10 protein-coding genes are annotated in these 14,015 nt (G+C 54.2%); 7 read left to right on the top strand and 3 right to left on the bottom strand.

What is annotated here, in order from left to right; all coding sequences use genetic code 11:
* Positions 1-24: 24 nt before the first annotated feature.
* From VB712_RS11225 to sbcD, 7 genes are all read left to right on the top strand, one after another.
* Positions 25-183 carry a hypothetical protein gene (locus VB712_RS11225; protein WP_323254672.1) on the top strand — a complete coding sequence of 53 codons (159 nt, stop codon included), beginning with the start codon at positions 25-27 and terminating at the stop codon, positions 181-183.
* A gap of 106 nt (positions 184-289) precedes the next feature.
* A complete protein-coding gene (locus tag VB712_RS11220) occupies positions 290-1,381 on the top strand; it encodes a hypothetical protein (RefSeq protein WP_323254670.1) in 1,092 nt (363 codons plus the stop codon).
* 176 nt (positions 1,382-1,557) lie between these two features.
* On the top strand, positions 1,558-2,967 hold the full coding sequence (locus VB712_RS11215; protein WP_416236325.1) for a cation:proton antiporter: 1,410 nt from the start codon (positions 1,558-1,560) through the stop codon (positions 2,965-2,967).
* Positions 2,968-3,008: 41 nt separating this feature from the next.
* On the top strand, positions 3,009-4,406 hold the full coding sequence (locus VB712_RS11210; RefSeq protein WP_323254666.1) for an N-acetylmuramoyl-L-alanine amidase: 1,398 nt from the start codon (positions 3,009-3,011) through the stop codon (positions 4,404-4,406).
* Between the two features lie 101 nt (positions 4,407-4,507).
* Positions 4,508-5,341, top strand: coding sequence for a glutamate racemase (murI, locus tag VB712_RS11205; protein ID WP_323254664.1), 834 nt, complete (start codon positions 4,508-4,510; stop codon positions 5,339-5,341).
* A gap of 1,071 nt (positions 5,342-6,412) precedes the next feature.
* Positions 6,413-9,439 (top strand): exonuclease subunit SbcC, encoded by a 3,027-nt coding sequence (gene sbcC, locus VB712_RS11200; protein ID WP_323254662.1) that lies wholly within the window; start codon positions 6,413-6,415, stop codon positions 9,437-9,439.
* A 98-nt stretch (positions 9,440-9,537) separates the two neighbouring features.
* Positions 9,538-10,764: an exonuclease subunit SbcD gene (sbcD, locus tag VB712_RS11195; RefSeq protein ID WP_323254660.1), complete on the top strand. Its 1,227-nt coding sequence runs from the start codon at positions 9,538-9,540 to the stop codon at positions 10,762-10,764.
* Between the two features lie 138 nt (positions 10,765-10,902).
* Here sbcD and VB712_RS11190 read toward each other — a convergent pair whose 3' ends face one another.
* The 3 genes from VB712_RS11190 to VB712_RS11180 form a co-directional block, all read right to left on the bottom strand.
* Positions 10,903-11,838: an NAD-dependent epimerase/dehydratase family protein gene (locus tag VB712_RS11190; protein ID WP_323254658.1), complete on the bottom strand. Its 936-nt coding sequence runs from the start codon at positions 11,836-11,838 to the stop codon at positions 10,903-10,905.
* A gap of 69 nt (positions 11,839-11,907) precedes the next feature.
* A complete protein-coding gene (locus VB712_RS11185) occupies positions 11,908-12,954 on the bottom strand; it encodes a DUF922 domain-containing protein (RefSeq protein WP_323254656.1) in 1,047 nt (348 codons plus the stop codon).
* Positions 12,955-13,030: 76 nt separating this feature from the next.
* Positions 13,031-13,969, bottom strand: coding sequence for a pentapeptide repeat-containing protein (locus VB712_RS11180; protein ID WP_323254654.1), 939 nt, complete (start codon positions 13,967-13,969; stop codon positions 13,031-13,033).
* Positions 13,970-14,015 lie beyond the last annotated feature (46 nt).

Here is a 14,015-nt window from a genome sequence, read left to right as displayed (position 1 = left end):
CATGATCCGCTGATGCATTCATTGATGGATGCAAATCCCGCCAAGTGCAGGGGGAAAGGACTGGCATACGGCCATGGCGATCGCCCCCCTTCCCATGTCACCATCAATCCAGACTGTCGGGATAGGGGTGCTCTGACCCACAGCGATGGGTTGATCCATGCCAGACCCGCTGCCCTCGGATGAGGCAAAGGGTCAGATCAACACCGCTATCCCCATTGAGGATAACCGTCCACCTCAAACGCTCCTTGCTCTTTTGTCTATTCTTGTGATTGTTTATTCAAATCAAACCATGAAAATTTCCAAGATCCTCGCCCAAGCCAGTTTAGGCCTCCTGACCACCGCCACCCTAGCCACCCTGCCCCTACTCACCGCAGCCCCCAGCGCGGCCCAGCGAATTGTCGCCGCCACCCCTGGCGGCTCAGGCATTGCAGGCAACACCCCCATTACCTGGCAATTTGATGATTTCCGGTTAGTCAATCCCCAATCGATCCGCGTCCAACTCAACGGCCGGGACATCACCAACCAAGTCACCGCCACCATGGCCACCGGCAGCTTCACCTACAATCCCCCCCAACCCCTCGCCGCCGGTAACTACACCGTTCAAGTAGAATTTACCAACACCCAAGGGGCCGGCTATCGCGGCACTTGGTCTTTCCAAGTAGCCGATGTCACCCTCGCCCTCACCGCCGTCACCCACAACGGCGCAACCCAACCCCTCACCAGTGGCGATACCTTCACCGCTGAACTCCGGGGAACGGCGGGGGCTAATGCCTCGGTTCTCCTCGTCCAAAATGGCCAAACCGTGCGCACCTTAACCGCCACGGAAACCGCCAGCGGTGTCTACCGAGTCACGCTCCCCGTAGGATCCAATGACCGGGTAACGGAAGGGGTAGTGATTGGTCGCCTCGAACGCAGCGGCCGTGTGGTTTATAGCGTCGCTCCCCAAGCCTTCGCCTTTAACCCCGCCCAAACCACCGCCCAAGTGGAGCAAACCCAAACCACCGGAACCGTCACCAACACCCCCACCAACACCCCCACAACCGCCGCCCAACCCTTAACCGTGGAACTCACCAGCCATCAAAATAATGGTGCTGTCAATGCCGCCAATGGTTTCACGTTCACCGGCAGGACGTTGCCCGGGGCAAATGTAGTCGTGACGGTGGTTTCTGAAGCGCCCAGTGCTTTGGGGGGGTTGATTCGTTTAGGGGGCGGTTCGACGTTGCTCGATCGCACGCCTACAACGGTGCGGCCCGATGGGACATTTAGCGTCACCGTCCCCCGTCCCCCTGTGGTGCAACGGGGAATGCGCTACCAAATTACGATTCAAGCCAATCATCAAGATGCCTCGCGGATCATGAATTTAACATTAGTGCAACAATAGATAATCACCCCTAAAACTAATCAATCAAAATCACTTTGTTTGATGATTAGTAATCCTGAACAAGCCCATCATTTAGATTGATGGGCTTCCTATTGTCAGGATTTGCAAATTGCCTTGTAAAGTCTTGTAAAGTGTAGAGACTGTAAATTAATGTTATTGCGCCCATGCTCGAATTCATGACCGGGGTCAATGCGATCCACGCTCCAATGTTCAAACTTGGCTTAACGCCGCTCCCTTGGTTGGCAACGGCGGCAGAAGCAGAAGCGGCAGACAGTTCGATGGTCTTAGCCGGGGTCTTGCTCAGTTTAGTGGTGGTCTATTTTGCCAGTAAGCTCGGTGGCGAACTCTGCACCCGAATTAACTTGCCCCCAGTATTGGGGGAATTGGTAGGGGGTGTGGTGGTGGGGGTGTCGGCCCTACACCTGATTGTTTTCCCTGGTGAAGGCATTACCGCTGATGATTCCCTGATTATTAAGTTTCTGGAATTCACCGCTGGTCTTGCACCGGAGGGGGCAAGGGCTGTTTTTGATAGCCAAAGCGAAGTGATCTCCGTCCTCTCAGAACTAGGGGTGATTTTGCTCCTGTTTGAAATTGGTTTGGAATCGAAGCTGGATGAATTGATTCGAGTCGGGCCCCAAGCGGCTGTGGTGGCTGTGGTGGGGGTGGTTGCGCCCTTTGCCGCTGGTACCTTCGGCTTGGTTTATCTGTTTGGCGTTCCCCTCATTCCGGCTATTTTTGCCGGGGCAGCGCTCACAGCTACCAGTATCGGGATTACCGCTAAGGTTTTGGCGGAAATTGGTCAACTGTCTTCGACGGAAGGGCAAATTATCATCGGGGCAGCGGTTTTAGATGATGTCCTCGGGATTATCGTTTTAGCGGTGGTGGCCAGCCTTGCCAAGACCGGAGAAGTGGAGATCAGCAATATTCTCTATCTGATCGTCAGTGCGGGGGCATTCTTAATCGGCTCAATCTTACTGGGTCGCTATTTGATCAAGCCCCTCTACGAAAACCTGGTGGCGGAGATGAAAACCCGGGGTCAGATTCTCCTGACGGCGTTAGTGTTTGTGTTTTTCCTCTCTTATATTGCGACGGCGATCCACCTGGAAGCCATCCTCGGCGCGTTTGCTGCCGGTTTGATTTTGGCAGAAACGAACAAACGGTCTGAACTGGAGAAGCAGGTTTTGCCTTTGGCGGATTTCCTGGTGCCGGTGTTCTTCGTGGTTGTGGGGGCCCGCACGGATTTGAGTGTGTTGAATCCCGCCAATCCCACCAATCGCGAAGGGTTGGCGGTGGCGGCTTTCCTGATTGTGGTGGCGATTGTCGGGAAAGTGATCACCGGCTTTACGGTCTTTGGCGGTGAGGGCAAATTGAAAAAATTGGCCATTGGTGTGGGGATGATTCCCCGGGGCGAGGTGGGTTTAGTGTTTGCGGGGGTGGGTTCCGAAAGTGGGGTCTTGTCGCCATCGACGGATGCGGCCATTATTATGATGGTAATTGCGACCACCTTTTTAGCACCGCCACTGCTGCGGATTGTGTTTCGTGATCCCGCACCCACGGCGACGGAATTGTCTGAACCAAAAGGTTAGCCCTATTCACCGTCTGCCTTTATTGAGTTCGTCATTAATCTATGCAGCGATTTGGCTTTTTGTTTACGGTTTTGAGTTTGTGTCTTTGGGGTATCCCCGCTGAAGCTGCCCGGTTGGTGTTTTGGCAGTTTGATGCGGCTCAAAACCGGCTGGTGTTTTCCACCGATGAGGCGGTGCAGCCGAAGGCCCGCCTCCTGCAAAATCCGACTCGGCTGGTGATTGATTTGCCAGGGGTGGATGTGGCAGCGGTGGAGCGTCAGCAATGGCGGGAGGGGGCGATCGCCACCATTCAAGCCCAAGTCGTTGATCCCCAAACCAGTCAGTTGGTGGTGGAGATGGCCCCCGGCTATACCCTCGACCCCCAACAGATCCGGATTGCGGGCCAATCCCCCACGGAATGGCAGGTGGAATTGCCCCAAGCTGTGCGCTCTCCCCTTCCCTCTGTGGCCAATCGTCCCCTGCCCCGTCTTGAGGCCCAGGCTAACAGTACGATTACGGCCATTGAAATTAGTGGGGGGAATCAATTGGTGATCCGGGGCGATCGCGGCATTACCGGCACCAAACAATGGAGCACAGTGGATCGGGCCTATACGATCACGATCCCCAATGCACGGGTCGATGATGCCGTGGCCCAATCTCAACTGCCGGTCAATAGTCCTGTATCCCAATTGCGGGTACGGCAACGGGGGTCAACGGTGGAAATTGTGGTTTATCCCGCCACCAATTTTCAAGCGGGGAATCTGAGCCAACTCAACCCCACCACCTTAGCCCTAAGGTTAGAACCCCAAACCAGTACAAACCGGCCCATTCGCATCCCCCCCACCAGTCAGCCGCCTACAACCATCGGCCGCCCCCCCACGCCCCAACCCAATAACAGCCCCCTCCCCCAACCCACCGGCCGCAATTTGGTAGCCCTTGACCCCGGCCATGGGGGCCGCGATCCCGGAGCCATTGGCATTGGTGGTTTACGGGAAAAAGATGTTATTTTGCCCATTTCTTTAGAAGTGGCCCGCACGCTCCAACAGCAGGGCGTGCAGGTGATGATGACCCGTTCTGATGATCGCTTCATCACCCTCGCGGCCCGCACTCAAATGGCCAACCAAGCAAGGGCGACCATTTTTGTCAGTATCCATGCCAACGCCATTAGTATGAGTCGCCCCGATGTCAATGGGGTGGAAACCTTCTATTTTTCCGGTCAGGGGCAACGATTAGCGCAAAGCATTCAAAGTAGTATTTTACAAAGTATTCCGATGCGGAACCGGGGTGTGAAGCAGGCGCGTTTTTATGTGTTACGCACCTCAGCGATGCCGTCGGCACTGGTGGAGGTGGGTTTTGTCACGGGGGCAGAGGATGCCCCTCGTTTAGCCAATCCCCAATTTCGCAGTCAAATGGCCCAGGCGATCTCGCGGGGAATTCTGCTCTATTTGCAACAAAATTAGAGCTGAGTAATTATACTTGCTAAACATACTCTGCGGGGGGCGATGGAATATCGTGGAGCGCCCCGCTCACCGCGTTGACCTTTTCCTCTGGGATGATTACCATGCAACAGCAGCATATTGGCGTATTTGATAGCGGTGTCGGTGGATTAACGGTGCTTCAGGCCCTCCGACATACCCTACCGGGGGAATCAATCCTCTATTTTGGCGATACGGCTCGCCTCCCCTACGGAACCCGTACCCCGGAGGAAATTATTCAGTTTGTCCGGGAAATTCTCACCTGGATGATGGCGGAAAATACCAAAATGGTGATCATGGCCTGCAATACCAGTTCGGCCTTGGCTTTGGATGTGGTGCGAGCAGAATTTCCGGTGCCGATTTTAGGGTTGATTTTGCCGGGGGCAAAGGCGGCGGTGCAACGGGGCCGGCGGGTGGGGGTGATTGCCACGCCAGCAACGGTGGCTAGTGGGGCCTATGGCCAAGCAATTCACGAAATTGATCCCACGGTGGCGGTGTGGCAAGTGGGTTGTCCGGAGTTTGTACCGTTGATTGAGGGCGATCGCCTCCATGACCCCTATACCCAAACCATCGCCGCCCAATACCTTCAACCCCTCCTCGATCAAGGCATTGATACATTAGTCTACGGCTGCACCCACTATCCCCATCTTGCCCCTGTGTTACGTCGCCTCCTGCCGCCAACGGTGCGCTGCATCAACCCCGCCACGTTTGTAGCCGAAGCCGCTGCCCAGGAACTCCAAGCCTTGGGGCTGCAAAATCCCCACCCCCACCCCAAACCGACCCGCTTTGGTGTGAGTGGGGATCCCGCCACATTTACCCATCTGGCTCAAAAGTGGCTAGGCTATAGCCTCAATGTAGAAAACGTCCACCTGCCGACGGTACAGACAAAACCTGTAACCGCTCAGTCAGTGGACGTTTAACGAGAAAGCCGTGGGGAGCGAAGGAGGGCGGTGGGTTCAGCAATCGCCGGAGTGGAGACTCCGAGGGGTGGTTACTGTGCCATGCCGTTTTCCACGCTGTGCCAGGGCCAACAAGAGATAAATCAATAGCAGGTAACTAACTGCCATTAACAGAATCATCATGAGCACGCCTCCAGGGGAATTGAACTTAAATGGGGGGTGCAGAGTTCAAAATGCGGGCTAGGGTGCGATCCGCGTTAGCGTACCTATCGCCAATACCATTTCACTGCGCCACCAAGACAGTCCCCGTTCTCTAAAAACAGGAAAGTCGCCTTCAGCCAGCCCCATCACACTGTTACCAGTATCCTGGGGAAATATTGCAGATCCACGGCTCTTTTCAAGCACCGTAGCCTTCCTCATCAAAACATCTCGGTGTGGGTATCAGTCTCAGAGAAGTAAGGTGTGAGTAGAGTGATGGGGACTCGCGAACCGAATTCCCGCACTGCTTTGGCCTCACGGCTCCCTCCTACCGAACGAACATAACCCGTAACCGAGCTAATCTGATCAGTTGTGTTCCTCCGCTGGGTTAACAGTTCCATTGCCCAAGGGCAAAACTGTTTCTTCTCCATGGACTCTTGTTTGGAGTAACCAAAACAAACGCCACCAACAGCCAGCCCCAATGCACCTAGCCCGGAAAACCAAGCGGAAGGTGACTGACCCAGAGCAAAACCTGTTGCTGCTCAACGCGCTAGTCGCTATGGATAAAATCGATAAAACCCTTATTCTTAGATTAACATAAGAAATTCATATGTGGCGCAATTTCTCGCAGAAATTGGTGAAATTTTTGTCCGTATTGTATCCTCTTGGCTAAGGGGCGCTTTTTTGTACTGATCTGCTCCACCTGAGTTGTGGAGGGTGAAAAATGTTTCGCCTCTACCTGTTCCCCATTCAGGAAGGCAAAACCAAGGCCGGCGATCGCAAACCCGCTAAACGGTGAAAAATGTTTCGCCCCTACCTGTTCCCCATTCCCTGTTCCCCACTCCCCATTCCCCACTCCCCACTTCCCACTCCCCACTTCCCACTCCCCACTCCATGATCCCCCTTCACCTCACCCTCAAAAACTTCTTCAGCTACCAAGCCGCCAGTCTTAACTTTCAAGGACTCCATACCGCCTGTATTTGTGGAGCCAATGGGGCGGGGAAATCTTCTCTGTTGGAAGCGATGACCTGGGCAATTTGGGGGAAAAGCCGGGCCGGTAGTGAGGATGATCTCATTCATACCGGGGCGCAGGAGGTGCGGGTGGATTTTACGTTTAGTATTGGGGGGGAAACCTATCGGGTGATTCGTTCTCGACCGAGGGGCCGCAGTGGGGAGTTACAATTTCAAATTCAATCCCAGCCGTCGCAATTCCGTACCCTCAATGCGAAGGGAATTCGCGCCACCCAGGATTTAATTATTACCACGATTAAGCTGGACTATCGCACCTTTGTGAATTCGGCCTATCTCCGTCAGGGGCGGGCCGATGAATTTATGCTTGTACCGGCCAATGAGCGGAAAAAGGTGTTGGCGGAGTTGTTGAAATTAGAAGAATACGATCGCCTCGCTGAACGAGCCAAAGATGCCGCCAAGGGGTTTAAGGCCCAGCAAGATTTGCTCAACAGCCAACAGGAACCCCGGGCGGCCCGTCTGGCGGAACAACAAACCCTCACGGTGCAACGGGATGCCTTAGCCCAACAATTGCAACAATTGCAGCGGGCCCAAGGGGCGGATCAGCGCCAACTGGAAGCCCTCAAGCGGGAAAACCATGAGCGCGATCGCCTCACGGAACAGGAGCAATGGCAACAAAATCGCCTTGCTTCCCTGGATCGGGATCAGGAGCGTCGCCGCCAAACCCAGGCGAAGGTGCTAAAAACCTTGGGGGAACTGAACCGGCTTGTGGAAAATCGGGAGGCCATTGGGGCAAATTATCAACAATTGCAACAATGGCAGCGGGAAGATGTGGAACTGACGAACCGCGCCACCGCTGATCATGCTGCCCGCGCCCAACGCCAAGAGGTGATCAACGCCCTGAATGCTGCCCGCAATCAAATTCACCTCAACCAACGCACAACGGAAACGGAACTCAACCGCGCCCGCCAGGAATGCCAAGATCTAGTCCCCATGCTTGCCGAAGCCCCCAACATTGAGGAACGCTGTCGGGAGTTGGCCCAATGCCGCCGTCAATTGCAGGATTTGGATCAACGGCAACAACAGGTTACGCCCTGGGCAAATCGCGCCCAACAATTACGGCTGGAAATTGCCCAGGTGCGATCGCGCTACAGCGCCCAACGGGATCAACTAGCCCGGGAAAAAAGGGAGTTAACGGCGAAAAAACAAACCGGCCCCGCCCTCCGTCAAGAATTGTTCGCCAAGGAGGAGGTCTTGGAAAATTTGAAGCGCAAAGAAACCTATCGAGCGCGGTTAGAATCGAAGCTGTCGGCCCAAACCCTCCGGCAAACGGAGTTAGCTGCTCAACAGCAGGCTTTGAAAAATACACTGGCGGATTTGGAGCAAAAATGGCAGTTTTTACAGGCAGAGGGGGCGAATTGTCCCCTGTGTGATCGCCCCCTTGGAGAGAGCGATCGCGCCCATGTCCTCACCAAAAACCGAACCGCCCAAACCGCCCAACAGGAAGATCTTTGGCATATTCAAACGGAAATCACCGATGCCCAACGGCAACAGGGGGATTTAAAGCGGGAGTTAGCGGCCTTAGCTCAGGAGCTAGAGCAACGCGATCGCCAACAGCAGGAAGTGAATAAATTAGAGCATCAATTGGAGCGATTGGGAGAAATTAGCGAACGAATTTGGGAAATTGATCACGAATTAGAGCATCTCGATCAAGCCCTCCATGCGGGTCAATATGCAGAAGATTTACAACAGGAATTAATGACACTGACTGACCAAATTTCTGCCCTACAATACGACGATAAAACCCATAGTTTACTCCGCAGTCAAGAGCGCAAATTAAGCTGGGCAGAAACCAAAGCCAGCCGCCTTGAAGATGCCCGCAAACGTCAGAGCATTCTCAATGAACAGATCCCCCAACTCCAAGCCCGTCTGACGGCCTTTCAACAGGAACTCACCGCTTTAGAGCAAACTTCTGAATTGGCGCAACAGTTGCAAACCCTGAATCAAACCCTCGCCACCCTCGGCTACGACCCCGACGCACACCAAAAACTCCGCCATCAGCTGCGCAACCATAGCCAATGGGAATTAGACTATCAACGCCTCACCACTGCGGAACAGCAAAAACCTGAAATTGAGGCAGAATTAAGCCAAATAAATGCCCAGTTAGCCACAGGAGAGCAGGAGCGGGCCGCTGTGTTAGATGCGATTAAAACCTTGCAGGCCACCATGGCCACCCTGCCGGATTATCGCGCCCAAATTGCCGAACTCACCACCACCCTCGACCATCGCCAAGCCCAATTGGCCCAATATCAGCGGGACGCTGGAGCCATTGAGGCCCAGATTGATCATTTGACGCAATTAGCGGCGGAATATGCAGAAACAGAAGCCCAAATTAATCAGTTAAAACAACAACACCGCATTTATAATGAACTGGCTAAAGCTTTTGGCAAAAATGGGATTCAAGCCCTGATGATTGAAAATGTTTTGCCCCAATTGGAAGCAGAAACCAATTACACCCTTTCTCGTTTAACGGGAAATCAACTCCATGTGCAATTCCTCACCCAAAAAGCCGGAAAACAGGCCAAGGCTAAACAGGCCCCCAAAATGATCGACACCCTCGATATTTTAATCGCCGATGCCCAAGGCACTCGCCCCTATGAAACCTATTCAGGGGGGGAGGCCTTTCGGATTAATTTTTCGATTCGTTTAGCTTTGGCGAAGTTGCTCGCCCAACGCTCCGGAGCAGCATTACAGATGTTAATTATTGATGAGGGGTTTGGCACACAGGACGGGGAGGGGTGCGATCGCCTCGTCGCCGCCATCAATGCGATCGCCTCCGATTTTGCCTGCATCCTGGCTGTCACCCATATGCCCCAATTTAAAGAAGCTTTTCAGCATCGCATCGAAGTCCAAAAAACCAATCAAGGCTCCCATTTAGTCCTATCCTCCTAGGGGCGAAAATATTGGGGGCGCAAATATTAAACCGTTTGCCCCTACATCGGAGGGCGAAAAATTTTTCGCCCCTACATCCTTCATCCTTCATCCTTCAAATGCCTCCCATTAAACTCCTCCACCTCTCAGATATCCACATCGGCAGCGGCTTTAACCATGGCCGTACTAATCCTGAAACGGGGATGAATACGCGCTTAGAGGATTTTGTGGAAAGCCTCAGCCTCGCCATTGACCGCGCTCTGGATGAGCCAGTGGATTTGGTGCTGTTTGGGGGGGATGCGTTCCCTGATGCTACGCCGCCCCCCTATGTACAGCGGGCCTTTGCCACGCAGTTTCGCCGCCTTGCCGATGCCCGGATTCCCACAATTATGCTTGTGGGCAACCATGACCAACATTCCCAAGGTTCCGGGGGGAATAGTTTGGGGATTTATCACACGCTGGCGGTGCCGGGGTTTATTGTCGGGGAGAACATTGCCACCTATCCCATTGATACCCCCAACGGCCGTATTCAAGTGATTACGCTCCCTTGGTTAAATAATGCGACACTCCTCACCCGCCCGGAAACCGAAGGCAAATCCATGGGGGAAATTCAAAAGCTGCTGATTGATAAATTGGCGGTGGTGTTGGAGGATGAAATTCGCAATCTTGATCCGGAACTGCCGACGGTCTTACTGGCCCATGTAATGGCCGATCGCGCCAATTTGGGAGCGGAGCGGTTTCTGGCGGTGGGTAAAGGCTTTACGCTGCCGGTGAGTTTGTTTATTCGCCCGGAACTGGATTATGTGGCCCTGGGCCATGTCCATAAACACCAAAACCTTAACCCCAATAATCAGCCCCCAGTGGTCTATCCCGGCAGTATTGAGCGGGTGGATTTTAGTGAGGAGAAGGAAGATAAGGGGTTTGTCTTGGTGGAAGTTATCAAGGGTTCCGCCCAATGGCAGTTTTGCCCCGTTGACCCCCGGCCGTTTCGGACGATTCGCGTTGATGTGGCGAAGGAAGAAGATCCCCAATCGGTGATTTTAAAGGCGATCGCCCAAACGGAAATTACCGATGCCGTCGTCCGCCTCCTTTACCAAATTCGCCCGGATCAGTTGGATCTGGTGGAAGCAGGGCCCATCCATGCCGCCCTAGGGGCCGCCCACCACTACACGATCCGCCCGGAACTGGTGAGCCAGTTGGTACGGCCAAGGGTTCCCGCCCTCAATGCCAACAATGCCCTCGATCCCCTCGAAGCCTTGGGGACTTATCTCGACCATCAAGAAAACCTCGAAAAAGACCGCGCCGCCCTCTTAGCCGCAGCAGCACAATTATTAGCCCAGGGTTAGCCACAACCGAAAAACCCTGTAGGGGCGTTGGCTTAAGCCTGCCGGAGGCACAAAAATCTTTCGCCCCCCACGCCAAAATTGCAGAACTTTAGAACTTTAGAACTGTAGGGTGGGCAATGCCCACCTCTTCCCAACCCCTTAACGAGCCGCCAAAATTTGGTCATCTAGGGAGAAATCCGTCTCCTGTTGATCCCGACCACTGGCTAAATAACCTTGGGTGAAGGAATCTTTAAGGCCCGTAATCAGATCGAAACGCGGCGACCAATCGAGATCCGCCTGAGCCTTGTGGATATCGGCAAAGAAATGTTGCGCCCGCAACGGGAAAGCCTTGCGTTTGCCAAAATCGAAGGCTTTGGGGTCAAAATGCACCAATTCCACACTTTCAGGATCTTTCCCTGCCGCAGCGGCACAGGCCCGCGCCAAGCCGTTAAACGTGACAAAGCGATCGCCCGCAATGTTATAAATTTGCCCCTTGGCCCGCTCATTGCCCAAAATCGCCACCATCGCCGCCGCTAAATCCTCCACATGGCCCAACTGGGTAATCGTCTGGCCATCGCCGGGAATGGGAATGGGGCGATCGCGCACAATCCGATCAAAAAACCAGGCTTCAATATCGTTATAGTTTTGGGGGCCGTAGATATACACCGGCCGCACCGCAGTCCAAGGCAGGCCCGCCGCCGCCAGATAGGCCTCCGTTTCATATTTCCCCTTATGACGACTCTTGGGATCCACCGCATCCCCTTCAAAATGGGGCCATTGATCACCCTTTTGATACACCCCGGCGGAACTGACATAGACGAAATGCTCAACGCGCCCCTGAAACAGATCCGCCAGAGGTTGCGTGTCCCCCTGTTCCCGGCCATTGTTGTCGAAAATGGCATCAAATGCTTGACCCTGGAGTTGGGCAGTGAGTTGATCAGGATTGGTGCGATCGCCCTTAATCTGCTCCACCCCTGCCACGGGTGCGGGTCGATTCCCCCGGTTAAACAACACCACCTCATGGCCCTGCGCCACCAACTGCTGCGTCAACGCCACCCCAATAAACCGGGTTCCCCCCATCACTAAAATCCGCATGACTGATCACCTATGATTGCGCCCCAATTTTATCCCGAAGCGCGGCCCTACACCGAGGGATTGAACGGGTTAATACAGCGATTGGCCTTGGAGTTCCTCAATCATCATTGTGCGGAGAGCGTAATAGTCCGGGTGATCATCGGTTTCATCAAAGCGGCGCTGTTCCTCGTTCGAGGCATCAATAATGCTGTGAATGGTGCTATTGGCCGTTTCCACGACCCCATCGCAATCAGTTTGAGCGGGCAACGCTAACACCGCCGGTTCAACCTTGGCCAAGGCCCGCATTAAAATATTCCGGTGCTCATGCTCATGGCGCACGACGGCGTTAAAAAATTGATTCCACCGTTGTTGTAACTGGGGATTGGCTTGGTCATAATCCACCCATTGGGGATAGGTATATTCCACATCCGCATGGGTTTCCACTGTGGCCACTCGACAAAATTGCTGCTGCATTTGCACCACTTCCATACGCCAATGGGGTTTGAGGGAGGCGGTGGCGATCGCCGTCTGGCCACTGTAATGATCAAACCGGGGGCTACGGTATTGAATTTCATCGAGCAATTGCGCCGCCGTCTGGCCCTGGATTTGATAGAACGTATCCCGTTCTGTGAGTTGGGGAGGGTTGGGGGAGCGATCGCCTAAATGTTCGTCAATCAGTTGATCTTGAACAGCGGGAGAGAGATAAAGGCCAAAAGGTTCCGCTGGCTCAGGGGCAGCGGTGACGGCATCGCTGGGGGGCGAGGGGTTTTGTAAAACTGTGGGGCTGGGGGCGATGTGATGCCAACCTAAGGCGACTAAGGCTAGGAGTAACCCCGTCAAGACCGTAGCGATCAACAGTTTTGCCCATCGATGGCGGGGACGCGGTTGGAGGAGCAGCCGTTGCTGTTGCGCCCAATGGCTGAGTCGGGGGTAGGGGCTAGCGATGAGGCAATGGCAGGCCTCCAGGGCCAGCCCCCGCTGACCCGTCGCTTGGTAGGCCTGCATCAAGGCAATCTGTGCCTTGTAATACTCCTTACCCTGGGGGTTCGGGTGACGATGGCAAAATTGGCGGAGAGTGGCGATCGCCCGCCCATATTGTTGATGTTCAAGGGCGGCAAGTCCGGCTTCTAAACTCATCGGTCTGGAGCGATAGAACAGTACAATAATTCACCCATTATAGGCCGCCTTATTTGAGCGATCGCTCAGGCATTGCTTAAGGCGCATCCAATTCCCCACGGCGACGACAACCCTGATCCGAACGGGAGCCATCGGGTAAAATCGCCCGACAGAGAATCAACGTCCCCAACTCCACCGCCGTTAAATTGGCATTGCGCAAATCCGCCTCAAACAAATTCGCATCCCGCAAATCCCCATAACTGAGATCAGCATTGCGTAAATTCGCCTCCCGGAGATTGGCATTGCGGAGCACCGCATAGCGCAAATTGGCCTGCTCCAACACCGCCCCCGTCATTTGGGCATCCCGAAAAATCGCCCCCCCTAAATTGGCCCGCTTCAGGTTCGTATTCAGCAACACCGACCGCGCCAAGTCTGCATAACTGAGATTGACGTTCGCCAAATTACTGTTACTCAAGTTCGTCATACTGAAATTGGCTTGATTTAAGCGACTGTTGGTAAAGTTGGCGTTACTGAGATTACTTTGGCGTAAATTCGTTTCAATCAACGTAGCGCGGCTAAAGTCAGCATCTTGAAAGTTAGCCCCACTCAGATCAGCGGTAGTTAAGACCGTTTGCCGCAAATCCGCGCCGCTGAAATTGGCCTGGGTCAAGGTGGCGCGGCGCAGGTTGGCACTGAGGAGATTGGCGCGGCTGGCTTGGGCGCGGTAGAGGGTGGTTTGTTCGAGGACGGCGTAGCGCAGATCCGCCCTTTCCAGATTAGCCAGGGTCAAATTTGCGCCGCTGAGGTCGGCATATTGCAGATCTGCGCCGCTGAGATTGGCTTCGATCAGATTCGCCCCCGTGAGTTTGGCCCGCTGCAAATCTACGCCGCTTAAATTGGCTTCGCTGAGGTCACAGTTGCGGCATTCTTTGGTTTCCAGGAGTTGGCGCACATGGGCGGGGTTGGCCGCTAGGGCCGGAGCGGCGGCCCAAAGTCCGAGGATCGCAATGGCCCCGCCCCACAATTTGCTGATCATCTTGCTCACAACTCCCGGTTAATGATGGCTAGATCTAGTTTAGCCA

It is taken from the genome of Spirulina sp. CCNP1310 (assembly GCF_034932185.1).
In the GTDB taxonomy this organism is placed as follows: Bacteria; Cyanobacteriota; Cyanobacteriia; order Cyanobacteriales; family Spirulinaceae; genus Spirulina.
The sequence above is the reverse complement of the archived record's forward strand: the minus strand, read 5'-3'. Positions and strand labels throughout refer to the sequence as shown.